The sequence below is a fragment of the Nonomuraea sp. JJY05 genome (genome assembly GCF_043496855.1).
Lineage (GTDB): Bacteria > Actinomycetota > Actinomycetes > Streptosporangiales > Streptosporangiaceae > Nonomuraea.
The window spans coordinates 107404-123085 of record NZ_JBIEIS010000007.1 but is presented as its reverse complement, the minus strand read 5'-3'; the positions used below and the strand labels follow the sequence as shown (position 1 = coordinate 123085).

General features: G+C 70.3%; 16 protein-coding genes. 9 read left to right on the top strand and 7 right to left on the bottom strand.

All coding sequences use genetic code 11. The annotated features are described in order from the left end of the window. The first annotated feature begins 6 nt into the window (after positions 1–6). On the top strand, positions 7–969 hold the full coding sequence (locus tag ACFKCF_RS12035; protein ID WP_394493078.1) for a zinc-binding alcohol dehydrogenase family protein: 963 nt from the start codon (positions 7–9) through the stop codon (positions 967–969). A 32-nt stretch (positions 970–1001) separates the two neighbouring features. Here ACFKCF_RS12035 and ACFKCF_RS12030 read toward each other — a convergent pair whose 3' ends face one another. The 4 genes from ACFKCF_RS12030 to ACFKCF_RS12015 all read right to left on the bottom strand — a co-directional run bounded on the left by ACFKCF_RS12030 (position 1002) and on the right by ACFKCF_RS12015 (position 5538). Continuing rightward, complete coding sequence (locus ACFKCF_RS12030; protein ID WP_394493077.1) at positions 1002–1922, bottom strand: phosphotransferase; 921 nt, start codon at positions 1920–1922, stop codon at positions 1002–1004. Positions 1923–1989: 67 nt separating this feature from the next. After that, on the bottom strand, positions 1990–2901 hold the full coding sequence (locus ACFKCF_RS12025) for a carbohydrate ABC transporter permease (protein WP_394493076.1): 912 nt from the start codon (positions 2899–2901) through the stop codon (positions 1990–1992). After that, complete coding sequence (locus ACFKCF_RS12020; protein ID WP_394493075.1) at positions 2898–3875, bottom strand: ABC transporter permease; 978 nt, start codon at positions 3873–3875, stop codon at positions 2898–2900. Before ACFKCF_RS12020 ends, ACFKCF_RS12025 begins: the two co-directional genes overlap by 4 nt. 25 nt (positions 3876–3900) lie before the next feature. Then, entirely contained in the window at positions 3901–5538 is a 1638-nt protein-coding gene (locus tag ACFKCF_RS12015) for an extracellular solute-binding protein (protein WP_394493074.1), read from the bottom strand. 209 nt (positions 5539–5747) lie between these two features. On the opposite strand from ACFKCF_RS12015, the gene ACFKCF_RS12010 reads away from it, so the two are divergent. From ACFKCF_RS12010 to gvpO, 4 genes are all read left to right on the top strand, one after another. Next, entirely contained in the window at positions 5748–6947 is a 1200-nt protein-coding gene (locus tag ACFKCF_RS12010) for an ROK family protein (protein ID WP_394493073.1), read from the top strand. A 104-nt stretch (positions 6948–7051) separates the two neighbouring features. Continuing rightward, positions 7052–9811, top strand: coding sequence for a glycoside hydrolase family 3 C-terminal domain-containing protein (locus ACFKCF_RS12005; RefSeq protein WP_394493391.1), 2760 nt, complete (start codon positions 7052–7054; stop codon positions 9809–9811). Next, positions 9808–10812, top strand: coding sequence for a LacI family DNA-binding transcriptional regulator (locus tag ACFKCF_RS12000; protein WP_394493072.1), 1005 nt, complete (start codon positions 9808–9810; stop codon positions 10810–10812). Before ACFKCF_RS12005 ends, ACFKCF_RS12000 begins: the two co-directional genes overlap by 4 nt. A gap of 93 nt (positions 10813–10905) precedes the next feature. Then, positions 10906–11220 (top strand): gas vesicle protein GvpO, encoded by a 315-nt coding sequence (gene gvpO / locus ACFKCF_RS11995; protein WP_394493071.1) that lies wholly within the window; start codon positions 10906–10908, stop codon positions 11218–11220. A gap of 137 nt (positions 11221–11357) precedes the next feature. Here gvpO and ACFKCF_RS11990 read toward each other — a convergent pair whose 3' ends face one another. The 3 genes from ACFKCF_RS11990 to ACFKCF_RS11980 are packed head-to-tail and all read right to left on the bottom strand — an operon-like array spanning position 11358 to position 13191. Further along, positions 11358–11900, bottom strand: a complete 543-nt coding sequence (locus ACFKCF_RS11990) for a GNAT family N-acetyltransferase (RefSeq protein ID WP_394493070.1) — start codon at positions 11898–11900, stop codon at positions 11358–11360. Continuing rightward, positions 11901–12662 carry a histidine phosphatase family protein gene (locus ACFKCF_RS11985; protein WP_394493069.1) on the bottom strand — a complete coding sequence of 254 codons (762 nt, stop codon included), beginning with the start codon at positions 12660–12662 and terminating at the stop codon, positions 11901–11903. Between the two features lie 10 nt (positions 12663–12672). Further along, positions 12673–13191, bottom strand: a complete 519-nt coding sequence (locus ACFKCF_RS11980; protein ID WP_394493068.1) for an AAA family ATPase — start codon at positions 13189–13191, stop codon at positions 12673–12675. Positions 13192–13198: 7 nt separating this feature from the next. On the opposite strand from ACFKCF_RS11980, the gene ACFKCF_RS11975 reads away from it, so the two are divergent. The 4 genes from ACFKCF_RS11975 to ACFKCF_RS11960 all read left to right on the top strand — a co-directional run bounded on the left by ACFKCF_RS11975 (position 13199) and on the right by ACFKCF_RS11960 (position 15624). Continuing rightward, positions 13199–13666 (top strand): DUF6939 family protein, encoded by a 468-nt coding sequence (locus ACFKCF_RS11975; protein ID WP_394493067.1) that lies wholly within the window; start codon positions 13199–13201, stop codon positions 13664–13666. A gap of 195 nt (positions 13667–13861) precedes the next feature. Beyond that, entirely contained in the window at positions 13862–14269 is a 408-nt protein-coding gene (locus tag ACFKCF_RS11970) for a RidA family protein (protein WP_394493066.1), read from the top strand. A gap of 79 nt (positions 14270–14348) precedes the next feature. Then, the gene (locus tag ACFKCF_RS11965; RefSeq protein ID WP_394493065.1) at positions 14349–14909 is read left to right on the top strand and encodes a TOPRIM nucleotidyl transferase/hydrolase domain-containing protein; all 561 of its coding nucleotides are present in this window, start codon (positions 14349–14351) and stop codon (positions 14907–14909) included. A gap of 319 nt (positions 14910–15228) precedes the next feature. Continuing rightward, on the top strand, positions 15229–15624 hold the full coding sequence (locus ACFKCF_RS11960) for a VOC family protein (protein ID WP_394493064.1): 396 nt from the start codon (positions 15229–15231) through the stop codon (positions 15622–15624). The last annotated feature ends 58 nt before the right edge of the window (positions 15625–15682 follow it).

Genomic DNA, 15682 nt, shown 5'->3' with positions numbered 1-15682 from the left:
GACGGCATGAAGGCGATCACGATTCCCGAATTCGGCAGCGCGGACGTCCTCCGCCTCGACGAGGTCGAGCTCCCCGAGCCCGGACCGGGGCAGGTCTCCATAGACGTGGCCTACGCCGGCGCCAACTTCGCCGAGATCCTCTACCGGCAGGGTGTGGTGGACGTACCGCTGCCCTTCGTGCCCGGCATCGAGGTGTCCGGCCGCATCCGGGCGCTCGGTCCCGGCGTCGAGGGGCTGCGCGTGGGCCAGCCGGTCGCCGCGCTGACGATCGTGGACAGCGGTGGCTACGCGGAGGCGGTGGTCACCTCCGCCGACCTGGTGGCCCCGCTGGAAGGCTACGAGCTGGGGCTGGGCGTCGCGGCGGCGCTGCCCTCCAACAGCACCACCGCGTTCCTCGTGCTCGACCGGGTGGCCCGCATCGAACCGGGGGAAAGCGTGCTCGTGCACGCCGCCGCCGGGGGCGTGGGCAGCCAGCTCGGTCAGGTCGCCCGGTTGCTGGGCGCGGGTCGCGTGGTGGGCACCGTGGGCAGCCCCGCCAAGATCGGGACAGCCAGGGCGTTCGGCTACGACGAGGTCGTCCTGCGCGAGCAGGTGGCCGAGGCCGGGCGGTTCGACGTCGTGGTGGACATGGTCGGCGGTACGGCACGACGCGGCAGCCTGGACCTGCTCGCGCCGATGGGCCGGATGGTGGTGATGGGCAACGCCTCCGGCGCCGAGGACGTCGGAATCTCGGCCAACGAACTGTGGTTCACCAACAAGACGGTCTCCGGGTTCAACCTGGCCGCCTTCTCCGCCGCTTTCCCCGCACAGACAGGCCGGGCGCTGCACCGGGCGGTGGCCGCGGCCGCCGGCAGGGAGCTCCGGGTGCAGGTCGAGTCGCTACGGCTGGAGCAGGCCGCACAGGCACACCGCCGCATCGAGTCCGGCCACACCACCGGCAAGCTCGTGCTCGAAGTCGAACGAATCTAAGGGGAACCTACCCGTTCGGGCGCAGGCGGTCTTCAGGCGTCCGCCCGGCGGAGGCGTTCGGCCGCTTGTGCCCAGAGTGCTTTGCCGGACACCGCGGTGTAGCCGTGGAGTGCTTCCCATCGGAGGTCGTGAGCCGCCGGCCACAGGCTGGCCGCCCATGCGACCTGCTGCTCCTCGGCGGTGAACGAGCGGGCCCGGGCGTCCTGATAGGCGGCCAGGAACGCCTCGGTACTCTCGATCGGCGGCAGGGTGGCCGGTCCCATCTTGGGGAACACCGCACTCGCGGCTCCCACCAGGGCGGCTTCCGGTTGCCAGGCCAGGCTGTCCCAGTCGTGCACCGTCCACACCCGCTGGTCGTGCCACCGGAGGTTGTGCGCCTCGAAGTCGGCGTGGCCCAGCACGCGGGGCAGGTCGGCGGCCAGCATCCTCCGGCGGGCCCGCTCGGCGGTATCCATGACGTAGGCGGGCACGAGACTCTGGTCCTTCTCGTCGAGCGACTCGATCGACGGCCACAGCCCGGGATCCGGGTGATCCCACCGCACCCAGCGCGGATTCGGCAGCGGCGGCGTGACGGCGAGGTCGGCCAGCGCGGTCATCAGCCGGGCGAAGACCTCCGCGTAGCGCACAGCGACGTCCGGCGCGTCCCCGCGCAACACCTCTCCTCCAGGGCGGAATTCCTCCGCGTGCACGGCCAGGGGACCGACGCCGACGACCGGCGTGAGCGGGCGGGCACAAGGGAACCCGTTCCCGGCCAGCCGGGCCTGCGCCGCAACGCATGCCCCCGCCCGGCCGTCGTCGTCGCGGGCCTTGACCACGACGTCCGTACCGCCGGCCAACCGGAGACCGAACACCGTCGACATCGATTGCTGCCGGAACAGCACGCCGGCGGGCCGGTCCCCGAGATGGTCCAGACACCACGCCGGTAGCCAGTCCGGCAGCTCGTCAAACGCCACAGTGAAACTGTGCCACAGGGGTTCGGCGACGCCCGACCGGCTCTGTCCCCCTGGCGAGGTCTTCCTTTCAGCCCTTGATGGCGCCGACGATCACGCCCTTGGTGAAGTGGCGCTGGACGAAGGGGTAGATGATCAGGGCGGGGATCACGGCGATGACCACGATGGCCATCTTGATGGCGAGCGTCGGCGGGGCGTCGCCGGTCACGCCCGCCGTGGCGCTGGGCAGTGGGTTGGAGTCCACCACGTACTGGCGCAGGATCAACGCCAGCGGCCACTTCCTGGTGTCGTCGATGTAGAGCATCGAGTTGAACCAGGAGTTCCAGTAGCCGACCGCGTAGAACATCGCCACCACGGCCGTGACCGCCTTGGACATGGGCAGCACGATGCGCCACAGGATGCGGAACTCGCCCGCCCCGTCGATGCGGGCGCTGTCCAGGACCTCTCCCGGGATGCTCATGAAGAACGAGCGCAGCACCACCACGTTGAACGCCGAGACGGCCGTCGGGAGGATCAGCGACCAGTAGCTGTCCTTCAGGCCCAGGCCGCTGACCATCAGGTAGACCGGGATGATGCCGGGGAAGAAGACGAACATCAGCAGCACGCTGAACAGCAGCGGGCGGTGGAGGAATGAGCCCGGGCGCGAGAGCGAGTACGCGCCCAGGATGCTCACGCCGGCGCTGATGAGCGTCCCGACCACCGTGACACCCGTGCTGACCAGGACGGCCCTGCTGACGACCGTGTCGGAGAAGATCTGCTCGTACGCCTCGAACGTGATCCCTTCCGGCACCAGCACCAGCCCGCCCGCGCGGTTGACCGTGGCGGCCGAGCTGAGGCTGGTCAGGACGATGGTGTAGAGGGGGCCGAGGATCGCCCCGACGATCAGCGTGATCAGCGTGCCCTTGCCGAGCTGGCCCACCGGCGACGGGCGCTCCTCCCACGGCGCGAGCCGGGAGGGCTTCCGGGAGGTGAGTACGGTCATGATCGCGAATACACCCCTCGCTCGCCGAACGTGTGCGCGACCCGGTTGGCCGCCACGATGAGCAGCAGCCCGACCAGGCCCTTGAACAGCCCGGCCGCCGCCCCGTAGCCCAGGTCCCCGGTACGCAGGCCCGACCAGTACACGAACGTGTCGAAGACCTCGGACGCCTGGCTGCCGACGGCGCTGCGTTGCAGCATGAACTGCTCGAATCCAACGTTCAGCGCGTCCCCGAGCCGCAGGATCAGCAGGAGCACGATCACCGGGCGCAGCCCGGGCAGCGTGATGTGCCACATGCGACGCCACCGGCGGGCCCCGTCCACGGCGGCGGCCTCGTACAGGTTGGGGTCGATGGTGCTGAGTGCGGCCAGGAAGATGATCGCCCCCCAGCCCGCGTCCTTCCAGACGGTCTGGGACGTGATCAGCAGGATGAACGTGTCCGAGTTCGTCATCCAGTCGACGCCCTGGTGGCCCTGCTCCCGCAGGATCTGGGCCAGCAGCCCCGCCCCGCCGAACATCTGCTGGAAGATGGCGATGACCAGCACCCAGGAGAAGAAGAACGGCATGTAGACCACGCCCTGCACGAACGCCCTCAGCCGGGCCGAGACGATGCTGTTGAGCAGCAGCGCCAGCATGATCGGCACGGGGAAGTAGAAGACGAGCTGGAAGGCCGTGATGGACAGGGTGTTCGCGATGGCGCGCAGGAACTGCGGGTCCTGGAAGAGCAGCGCGAAGTTGGTGAAGCCGATGATCGGGGACCCGGCGATCCCGTCGGTGTACGGGTTGTAGTCCTGGAACGCGATGACGTTGCCCAGGGCGGGGATCCACCAGAAGGCGAGGACGAGCAGCAGCATCGGGAGGTTCATCACGAGCAGCGGCCAGTCCCGCCGGAGCTTGGCCCGCCAGGTCAGTTCGTGGGGCTTGGCCGCGACGCTCAGGGGGCGCCGGGTCGTCCGCCTGGCGGTCGTCACGCCCATGAGAGGCCCCTTGTGGTACCCAACGTCACAGCCTGCCGTTCTCCCGCGCGACCTTCATGTAGAACTCGCGCGCCTCGTTCCCGCCCTGCTCCTGCCACTCCTTGACGACCTTCGGCCACTCGGAGACCGGCCGCTTACCCCGGTAGATCTCCTGCATCTTGTCCTCGATGGGCGTGACGAGCCCGGCCATCTTCGACGGCGTCTCCACCCGGAGCCCCACGAACGGGTCGTTGGACAGGAGCTTCGCGGCACCCACCTGCCAGTCGTAGAGCGACTGCACGAGCTCCTTGTACTCGCTCGTCGCGTTGGCGTTCGGGCGGCCCGACAGGAACATGTACGTGGGCGCGACCTCCTTGCGCCCGAGCGCCGTCTGCTTGATGGCGCCGTTGTCGACCGTGTAGTGCTTGCCTTCGACGCCGTTGGTGACGAGGTCGTACTCCTGCGTCCCGAACGGTGCCGAGGTCCAGTTGGCCAGGGCGAGCAGCTCGCGTGTGCGCGCGTCCCCAAGGCCCTTCCTGATGAAGGCGAACATGCTCGCGGGCTCGTTGCGCCACACGATGGGCGTGCCGCCCGCGTGCGCCGGATAGGGGTTGACGATCTCCATCTTGAACTTGGGGTTGTCCGGCAGGAAGCGGTTGAGGTTCTCGTGCCAGGCGCCGAGGCCGTCCCAGTAGACGACCGTCTGGCCGCTGCCGAAGATGGCTTTGTTGTCGGCGTCCTTGTTGGCCACAACGTCCGGGTGGACGTACCCGTTCGAGAAGAGCTTGGCCATGAACTCGACGTGCGCGGCCCACTCGGCGGTCTCGTACTTGTACTCGAGCGTGCCGTCGCTCTTCTTCCGCCACTCCCGCGGAGCGCCGAAGGCGCGCTGGACCTCGTCGTCGATGCTGCCGAACGCCCAGCGCTTCTTCTTCGGGTCCGTGATGGCCTTGCCCAGCGTCATCAGGTCGTCTGCACTCTTGGGGTGCTCCAGGCCAAGGTCCTTGAGGAGGTCCCCGCGGACGAACGTGGCGAACGGGAACGGGGCGTTCTGCCAGGGGATGCCCTGCAGGATGCCGCCGAAGACGCTGTACTGCCAGGCCGCCGTGTCGTAGTTGGCCAGCAGGGGGAACTCCTTGGCCTTGTCGCCGGCCAGGTAGGGGCCCAGGTCGGCGAAGAGCTTGTTGGCCGCCTCGGTGAAGTGGGCGATCTTGATGAGCTCCCATTGGGGCACGCAGACCATCTCGGGCACGTCGCCGCTGGCCAGGAGGGTGCTGAGCTTCTGCCCGTACGTGTTGCCGTCCGAGATATTGAAGCGCACGACGCCGCCGAGGCGCTCGGTCATGTAGTCGTAGTAGGAGTTGCTGCCCGGCCCGGGCGGCACGGTGCCCCACAGCGGCGTCATCGCGGTCACCTCTTTGCCGCTGGTCAGCGGCTTGGTGGTGACGGCCTGGACCATGTCGGCCGGGCGGGTCAGGAAGCCGGGGGCGACGAACTCGCTGCCGGGCAGATCGGGTTTGAGCCCGGGGATCTCGAACGGGATCCGAGTGGGCACCAGGCTCTTGAGCTTGTCGGCCGCCACGGCCGTACCCTTGGACAGCTGCTTCTTCTCGGCGCAGCCGGCCACCAGGACGCTCGCACCGACCAGGCCGAGGAATCCGCGGCGGGACGTGTTGGTTGCCATGGCCCGCTCCCTTCTCCAAGTGGGGATGGCCTCATGAAAATTAGTTGGTATTGCGACCAAACAAATTAGTAGACTGTGACCGTGACCACAAGGGATCGCGACGTCACAGTTGGTGCCGATGAGAAGATCCGCGGCATCGACTCCTGTTGGTGGAGGGAGCCCGGGATGCGGCATGCTGGGGTCATCTCTTGGCGGGAACGGGGCTGATTTTGATCACTTCTACGACCGGCCCTCAGCCGGCCGACTTCGCCGACGTACGGGCCACCAACCTCGCGGTCGTGCTGCGGTTCGTCCGGGAGCACGCGCCCTGCTCGCGGGCCGACATCGCGGCCTCCACCGGGCTCAACAAGGCGACGGTCTCCAGCCTCGTCGCGGACCTCATCGACCGGCGGCTGGTCCGTGAGACGGGGCTGACCGAGAACCGGGTCGGCCGGCCGGCCACGATGCTGGTGCTGGACGGCTCGCCGTACGCCGCGATCGGGGTCGAGATCAACGTCGACTACGTCTCCGCCGTGGCCACCGACCTGGCGGGCGAGCGGCTGTTGACGTGGCGGCGCTCGTTCGGCGGCGGCGAGTCCGTCAACCAGGGGATCGCGGGCGTCGGCGCGATCATCCGGCGGGTGGTCAACCGCATGGCCAGGGAGGAGCGCCAGGTCCTGGGCCTGGCCGTGGCCGTGCCGGGGCTGGTCGACGTGCAGGGCACCGTACGCATCGCGCCCAACCTCGGCTGGCGCGACGCCGACCTCGGCGGAGACCTGACCAAGGCGCTGCGCGACCCCGGCTTCCCGATCCAGGTCGACAACGACGCCAACCTCGCAGCCCTGGCCGAGCAGCGCTTCGGCGCGCACGCGGGGGCCTCCGACCTCGTCTACCTCACCGGCGAGATCGGCGTGGGAGCGGGGATCATCCTCGACGGGCGGCTGCGCCGCGGCCGCCTCGGCTACAGCGGCGAGATCGGCCACGTCCAGCTCGATCCCGACGGTCCCGAGTGCCACTGCGGGCGGCGCGGCTGCCTGGAGGTCATGGCCGGGATCGGCGCCGTGCTGGGCAAGGACCCCTCTCCCGCCGAGATCCAGGTGGAGATCGAGGAGTCCGTACGGCTCGCCCGCGCCGGCGACCCGGCCACCCTGGCCACGCTGGAGTCGGTGGGCCGGAGCCTGGGCAGGGGCGTGTCGATCCTGGCCAACCTGCTCAATCCCGAGGTGGTCATCCTCGGCGGCTACTACGTCCCGCTGGCGCCGTGGCTGCTGCCCGCCGTCCAGGACGAGATGGACGACCGCGTGATCGCCTCCGAGTCGGGCGGTTGCCAGGTCGTGGCCTCGACGCTGGGCCATGACGCGGCCGCGCTGGGCGGCGCCGCGAGGGTGCTCGACTCCATTGATTCGGGGAGATTGCCCCGAGTCCCTTGACCTGGGTCACCGGGAAGTGCACTCTTCAGTCAACCCATCGAAATGTCCGTGTAACTTCCCCAGGCCGGTCGTCGAAGCGCTTCGACACTCTCAGAGGGATGACCATGCAAGAACCCTTCCTCGACCCAGAGATCCCGATTGCCGACCGGATCGACGACCTGGTGCGCCGCCTCACCCTTGAGGAGAAGGTAAGCCTGCTGCACCAGTACCAGGCGCCGGTCGAGCGGCTGGGCCTCGGCGCGTTCCGCACCGGCACCGAGGCGCTGCACGGGCTGGCCTGGCTGGGACCGGCCACCGTGTTCCCCCAGGCCGTGGGGCTGGCCTCGACGTGGGATCCCGACCTCGTGCGCAGGGTGGGCGAGGCCACCAGCGACGAGGTGCTGGCCTTCCACCACAAGGACCCGGCGGGCGCGGGGCGCAACGTGTGGGCCCCGGTGGTCAACCCGCTGCGCGACCCCCGCTGGGGGCGCAACGAGGAGGGCTACTCCGAGGATCCGTGGCTGACCGGCGTGATGGCCACGGCTTACGCGCGCGGACTGAGTGGGAGCGCTCCCGACGTTCTCAAGACCGCCCCCACGCTCAAGCACTTCCTCGCCTACAACAACGAGACCGACCGCTGCACGACCTCCAGCAACCTGCCGCCGCGGGTGCTGCGCGAGTACGAGCTGCCCGCCTTCCGGCCTCCCATCGAGGAGGGCGTGGCGGTGGCGGTCATGCCGTCGTACAACCTGGTCAACGGCCGCCCCGCGCACCTCAGCCCGCTGATCGGCCAGGCGCTGCGCGCGTGGGCGCCCGACGACCTGCTGGTGGTCAGCGACGCGTACGCGCCGGGCAACCTCACCGCGCTCCAGGGCTACCACGACACCCTGCCCGAGGCGTACGCGCACGCGATCAAGGCGGGGCTCGACAGCTTCACCCAGGACGACGACCGCTCCGAGGCCACGCTCGGCCACCTGCGCGCCGCGCTCTCCCAGGGCCTGCTGGCCGAGGAGGACGTCGATCAGGCCGTGCGGCACGCGCTGTCGATCAGGTTCAGGCTGGGGGAGTTCGACCCGGCGACGCCGTACGACGACATCAGCGACAACGTGGTCAACTGCCCCGAACACCAGGCGCTGGCCAGGGAGGCGGCGCGCAGCTCGTTCGTGCTGCTGAAGAACGACGGGCTGCTGCCGCTCGACGGCGTGACCAAGGTCGCGGTGATCGGGCAGCTCGGCGACGCGCTCCTGGAGGACTGGTACAGCGGCACCCTCCCGTACGCGGTCACCGCCCGCCAGGGGGTGGGCGAGCGGTGCGAGACGGTGTTCTGCGAGGCCGTGGACCGGGTGACGCTGACCGCCGAGGCCGGACCGGTGTCCGCCGATCCGGCCGGCGGGCCGCTGAGCCTGGGATCGGAGGCGGGCACGTTCGACCTGTTCGACTGGGGCGGCGGGGCCTACGCGCTGCGGGCCGTGGCGACCGGCCGGTTCGTGTCGGTGGACGGCGTCACGCTGGTGAACGACCAGCCGGGGCCCAACGGGTGGGAGGTGCGCCAGACGTTCCGGACGGAGGAGCGGCCGCGCGGCACGCTCGCCCTGCGCCACATCTCGACCGGCTGCTACGTCGGCGCCGGCGACGACGGCGTGCTGCGCCTGGTCGACGACGCCGACCAGGCGGTCTGGCTGGCCATGGACGTGGTCAGGAGCGGCACCGACCAGGCCGCCCGCCTGGCCGCCGCGGCCGACGTGGCGGTCGTGGTGGTCGGCGACCACCCCCTCGTGAACGGCCGCGAGACCGAGGACCGCATGACGCTGGCCCTCGCCCCCGGGCAGGACGACGTGGTGCGGGCCGTGCGCAAGGCGAACCCCCGTACCGTCATGGTCATCACCAGCGGCTACCCGCTCACCTGGACCGACGACGAGGTCCCGGCCGTGCTGTGGTCGGCCCACGGCGGCCAGGAGTACGGCCACGCCCTGGCCGAGGTGCTCTTCGGCGACGCCGACCCGGAGGGCCGCCTGACCCAGACGTGGTACCGCTCCGAGCAGGAGCTGCCCGACCTGCTCGACTACGACATCATCGCCTCCGACGCCACGTACCTGTACTTCCGCGGCGTTCCGCTCCACCCGTTCGGCCACGGCCTGAGCTACACGACGTTCGAGTACGCCGACCTGCGCGTCCAGCTGGACGGCGACGTGGTGCGGGCCCGCGTCACCGTGACGAACACCGGCCCGCGCCCGGGCGTGGAGGTCGTCCAGTTCTACACCCACCAGCAGCGCTCCCGCGTCAAGCAGCCGCTGCGGCGCCTGCGTGGCTTCGAGAAGGTCCGCCTGGCGCCCGGTGAGAGCCGCGCCGTCAGCCTGACCCTGCCGGTGCCGGAGCTGGCGTTCTGGGACGTGACCAGGAGCAGGTTCGTCGTGGAGAGCGCGCCGCACCAGCTCATGGTCGGCCGCAGCGCCACCGACCTGCGCCTGAGCGCCCGCTTCGAGGTGGACGGCGAGACCGTGCCGCCCCAGTCGGGCCTGCTGCGCGCCGCGGCGCACGACGAGTACGACGCGATCACGTTCGTGGACGAGACCAAGATGGACGGCGACGCCGTCAGGTCCGACGCGGAGGGCGCCTGGATCCTCTTCCGGCAGGTCGACCTCAGCGGGGCCACGACGTGCGCGGCGACGGCGGGCAGCACGGAAGGCGGCATGATCACCATCCGCCGCGGCGACCCCCTCTACGGCGAGGCCCTCGCCACCCTCCCCGTGCCCAGGACCGACCGCTACGGCTACCACGCCGTCACCTCCTCGCTCGCGGCCGCGGACGGCGTACACGATCTTTACGTCGTGTTCGAGAACGACGGCGTGACGCTGACCCGGCTCGACTTCGGAGCCGGGGCTTGAGCGGGCGCACGGTCACGATCGCCCAGGTCGCCAAGCACGCGGGCGTGGCCGTCAGCACGGTCTCCTACGTGCTCAGCGGCAAGCGGACGATCTCGGCCGACACCAGGCGACGGGTGCTCGACAGCATCAGCGCGCTCGGCTACCACCCCAACGCCGGCGCCCGCGCCCTGGCCAGCAAACGCTCCAACGTGATCGCGCTGGTGCTGCCGCTGCGGGCGGGCATGCACGTGCCCGTCCTGATGCGCTTCGCCAGCGCCGTGGTGACGGCCGCGCGCCGGTTCGACCACGACGTGCTGCTGCTGACCGCGGACGAGGGCCCCGAGGGCATCCGGCGGGTGGCCGCGAGCGCGCTGGTGGACGCGCTGGTGCTCATGGACGTCGAGCTGGACGACCGCAGGGTGCCGCTGCTGCGCGAGCTGGCCGAGCCGAGCGTCCTGATCGGCTTCCCCGCCGAGCCCGCCGGGCTGACCTGCGTCGACCTCGACTTCGCCGCCGCGGGCGCGCGGTGCGTCGATCACCTGGCCGAACGCGGCCACGAGGAGATCGCGCTGCTCGGGGCGCCCTCGGTGGTGTACGAGCGGGGGACGGGGTTCGCCCGCCGGACGCGCGAAGGGTTCGTGGAGGCGGTGGCCGCCCACGGCCTGCAGGGCGTCGCGCTGCCGTGCGAGGAGACGTTCGACGAGGTGTACGAGACCGTACGCGGCCTGCTCCTCGACCGCCCCGGCCTGTCCGGGCTGGTCGTGCACAACGAGGCCGCCGTCAGCCACGTGCTGGCGGCGCTGCGGCAGCTCAACCGGCGGGTGCCGCACGACGTGGCGGTGGTGGCGATCTGCCCCGACGACGTGGCCGAGCGGGCCGGCCCGCCGCTCACCTCCGTGCTGATCCCGGCCGAAGAGGTGGGCAAGGAGGCGGTCCGCCTGGTCATGGACAAGCTCGAAGGCCGCACGGTCCCCGACTCCACCCTCCTCACCCCGCTCCTGGCCGTCCGCGCCAGCACCTGACCCAAAGCGGCGTCAAGCCTGTCCGCTTTTTCGCCTCGTGGAGTTCCGCGTCCCCCTCTGGGGGCAGGCTGGCCGAGGCGAGGGGAGAGACGCATGACTGAGCCGCGCATGCCCTCGGGGGCCGCCGACTCGGGCTCGGAGGGGCTGACGGCCGTGACGGCCGGCCGGGTCGGGCTCCGCCACATCACCGATCTGACCGCGAAGGAGGCCGAGGGGGTCACGGCGGTCGAACCGGTCGAGGGCGGCTGGAAGATCGGCGTCGAGGTCGTCGAAGACCGCCGCATCCCCTCCTCGGACGACATCCTCGCCCTCTACGAGGCCCGGATCGACGCGGAGGGCGGCCTGCTGTCGTACCGGAGGCTGCGGCGCTACCGGCGCTGCGACGCCGACTCCATGTCGTCGGGATGACCCCCCCGGGGCATCGGGTGGGTGGACGACCGTGGCGTGGAGGCGTTCGCGGGGGCCCTGGCCGCCCGAGCCGGTGCTCACGGCTGACGGGGCGTCTCCGCGGACTTCAAGGAGAGCATCGCGCGGCACCGTCTGGGCTATGCGCCACCCGGGCCCGTACCGGCCGTGACGGCCCATCGCTCGTGGTCCCGCCAGGCCCCGTCGATGAACTGGAAGTCCGGCGAGTACCCCTCTCGCCGGAAGCCGACCCGCTTGATCAGGTTGAGGGACGGGGTGTTCGACGGCTGGATGTTGGCTTCGATGCGGTGCAGTCCCAGCTCGCCGAACGCGTACCGGACGAGTAACCGCAGGCCCTCGGTCATGTAGCCCCGGCCGGTCGTGGACGAGTAGGCGCAGTATCCCAGGGTTCCGTCCTGGCGAGTGCCCCGGATGATGTTGTTCAGGTTGGCGCGGCCGGCGATCGCGCCGGTGTCGAGCCGGCAGATGACGAACCCCTGGTTCGCCGGGTCGTCGAAGCGCGCCATGTACCCGTCGAAGGCCTCGTCGGTGGTGATGGGGGTGCCGGGCATCCAGCGGGCGAGCAGGTCGGCGCTCTCCCGGTTCAGGGCCAGGAATTCCTGACGGTCGCGGTGGCCGATGCGGCGGATGCCGACGCGGGTGTCCTGGGCGAGGTAGGTCACTTATCGATCTTGCCGCAAGCCCGGCCACGACGCGCACCGCCAGGCCCGGCCGTCCCACTCGACCGGGAACGGCACCGCGTGCGGGAGCGGCCGCCCCCACACCTGCTCACCCAGCCCGCACAGCACGCTGAGCCCGGCGGTGAGGCTCCCCACATGCCCGACCAGCACGACCGTCCCGCCGGCGCAGGCGACCACCTGGGCCGGATGGGCGGACGTCGTGGTCAGGTCGGAGGTCGGCTCGCCCGCGTGAATGGCTGTTGCGCTGGGGTGGGCGGGCGTCGTGCTCGGATGGGTGGCCGGCTCGCTGGGGTGGGCGGGCGTCGTGCTCGGGTGGGCGGTTGCGATGGAGGCGAAGGCGGCGATCACGCGAGCCACGACCGCGTGCCCGTCCTCACCGTCCGCCACCGCCTCGCCCAACCGCCCCTCCACCACCCAGGAACGCAGCACCCCGGCGGTACGCGCCCGGACCGCCGGGTCGGCGGTGCCCTCCAACCGCCCGACTCCGAACTCCACGAGCCCTGGCAGCTCCACCACCTCCTCCCGCAGACCCAGCGCCTGCGCGATGATCTCGGCTGTCTGCCGGGCGCGCACCGCCGTGCTGGCGTAGATCCGGGTGACTCCCTCCCCGAGCAGGCACTCAGCCGCCTCCGCCGCCTGCGCCCGCCCCTTCGGGGTCAGCTCCGCCAGCGGCAGCGCCCCGGCCACCCGGGCGACGACGTTCTCCGACTCGGCATGGCGCAGGCACAACACGCGGACACCCATGCGCCCGACCCTACGAGCCGGAGTCCCCGATGCGCTCAAGATCCCGGAGCAGGGCGTCGAGCGACCGCTGAGGGGCCTGCCCGGCGGTGTCGACAAGGACGCGTTCGCGCTCCCATGGCTCGTACTCACGCTCGACGACCTCCCGCCAGTCAGGCGGCCGCAGGTCGGGGATGTCGATCGAGCGTGAGGTCACGCGGTGCCGATGCTCGGCGGGATCGGAGCAGACCACCTCCACCTCGGCCACCGGAACGCCCGCCTTGACGCCGACCTCCCGCCAGGCGTCGCGGGTGACGGTCAGCGGGTTCACCGACTCCGCGATCACCGTCAGCCCCTGCCGCAGATGCTCCTCGGCCAGCGCGTAACCGACGACGTATCCGGCGGGGCCGATGGGGTGGCGGGCCAGACCGGAGCGGACGATCGCCTGCTCGATGGTGTCGATCCGCACGTGCACCGCGCCGATGCGGGCGGCGAGGAGCCGGGCGAGCGTCGTCTTGCCTGTCGCGGGCAGGCCGCCGATGACGATGAGCACGCACTCCATGCTAGGAAGCCATCCCGGTGAACGCGGAAAATGTCCGCACGGCGACATCCCCGTCCCGCAGACCCCGGGCGTCACCAGCCAGCGCGTCGAGGGGATCTGGCAGGCGCTCAAAGTCTTCGAGACCGCCGACGTCGACCCGGCCAGGCTCGCGATCACCACCATGACCGGCCTCAAACGCACCGTCCGCAAACACGGACCGGTGCGCGGCCACCGCGACGGCCTCCACGGCGACCGGCTGCTGACCTACCGGACCGCGCGGCGCCGCATCTGCCTCCCGGCCTACCGCTGGGTCCTGGAGCACAAGACGGGCGACCTCGTGGAGCGCCTGCGCCTGCTCGCCACCGATCGCGAGGTCGTCCTCCTCGACTACACCACCAACGGCGACGTCGACGACCCCGCCACCCCGCTCTCCCACGCCGCACTGATCTGCCTGCGCCTCCAGGGGAACTGGCCTGAGGAACACTGACCCCGCTGCTCCGCTGTACGGCTGAGCATCGCAGTCGGTCGGCCCGGCTCGACTGCTTGGTCACCATCAGGTTCCCCAGTCACCAAAAAGTGCGTTCTTCCATGTCAGCGACCACTCTCCTATGGTTTCTGAGTAACTACAAGAGACCACAGGCGTCCTGGTTTGGCGGACGCCCGGGACAAGGAGGCAGGCAGCATGGCCATCACCCTGGTGAACCCCAGCGGATTGCCCAAGATCGATGTCTACCGGCAGGTGTCGATCGCATCGGGGACGAAGCTCGTCTTCATCGCCGGACAGGTCGCCTGGGACGCCGACGGGACCACGGTCGGCGAAGGCGACCTCGCCGCGCAGGTCGAGCAGTGCTACCTCAACATCGGCACCGCCCTGGCGGAGGTGGGCGGCTCCTTCGACGACGTGGCCAAGCTGACCGTCCACGTCGTCGACTGGACCCCCGACAAGATGCCCGCGCTCCTGGAGGGGATCTCCCGGGCAGCCGTGAAGCTGGGGGTCACTCCGACTCCACCGGCCACGCTGCTGGGTGTCGCGGCACTGGACGTCCCCGACCATCTGGTCGAGATCGAAGCCACGGCGGTGCTCAACTGAACCGCTGCTCAGCGGTTCGTGATCTTCCAGTGCGTAAAAGGGGATGAACCTATCCAGGGTTCGGTGCGAGGCTGAGCTCGTGAGCGACACGCAAACCGTGGTCCTGGTCGAGGGAGTCAGCGACAAGTCGGCCGTCGAGGCGCTGGCCGAGCGCCATGGCCGGAATCTGGCGGCCGAAGGCATCTCCCTGGTGGCGATGGGCGGTGCCACGAACATCGGGGCGTACATCGGCAAGTTCGGCCCTCCCGGTCGCGATCTCCGGCTGGCCGGCCTGTGCGACGTCGGGGAGGAAGGCGACTTCCGGCGGAGTCTCGAGCGCGCCGGTCTGGGATCCGACCTCAGCCGAAGCGATCTGGAGGCGCTCGGATTCTTCGTGTGCGTCGCCGACCTGGAAGACGAGCTGATCCGCGCCCTGGGCACCGCTGCGGTCGAGCGCGTCGTCGATGCCGAGGGCGAGCTGAGCTCGTTCCGCTCGCTCCAGAAGCAACCCGCATGGCGCGGGAGGGCCACTCACGACCAGCTGCGCCGGTTCATGGGATCGGGCAGCGGCCGCAAGATCCGCTACTCCGCCCTGCTCGTCGAGGCCCTCGATCTCGATCGCGTGCCACGACCGCTGGACCGGCTGCTGGCTCACCTATGAGGGGTGCCACCGGAATCCGGCCGCTTTGATCGCGTGGTCACATGCCCGTCCGGTCCACCGGCCGGGTCGCGCTCGTCGGCGACGCCGCCCCTGCCACGTCGTTCATGTCCGGCCAGGGGTCGAGGTGTTGCCGAGTGCGTGGTCGCCCCACGCACTCGGCAACACCTCGACGCGCGCAACGCGATGCTGCGCACCCAGGCGACGCTCCCCTCCGGTACCGAGGGCCGCGCCGCCAACACCGCCCTGGCCCGAAGGCTTGAGAGGGTGTCTTCGTCCCGGGTGCAAGATCGTGATGTGGCTGAGCTACGGTCGGTCGATCATGACCAAGCTGCTCGGAATCAACCATCTGACACTGTCCACGACCGAACTCGACCGGCTCGTGGCGTACTACACGGAGTTGCTCGGAGCGACGCTCGCGTTCGAGCGCGCCGCTACCTCTGCTGATCCTCGGATCGCAGTCCTCGATGTCGGCGGGGCCGACCATCTGATGATCGTCGAAACCGCTACCGTCCCCGCCCTCGATCTTGATCCCTTGAACCGGGCGGGTTGGGGACTGCGCGTGGGCACCTACGCACAACTGTCTGAGCTTCGCGAGCGGATTCTGGATGCCGGGCGGCCGGTCGGACAGATCGAGACACTACCCACGCAATGGACGATGACGGCTCGCGATCCCGATGGACGCCCTGTGGATATCCGGGCCCACCGCCCTCGATGATATTCCTCTGCAAACAAGGTCTTTCCGGCGGCGTTGCTCCCTCGGATCGCGATCTTGC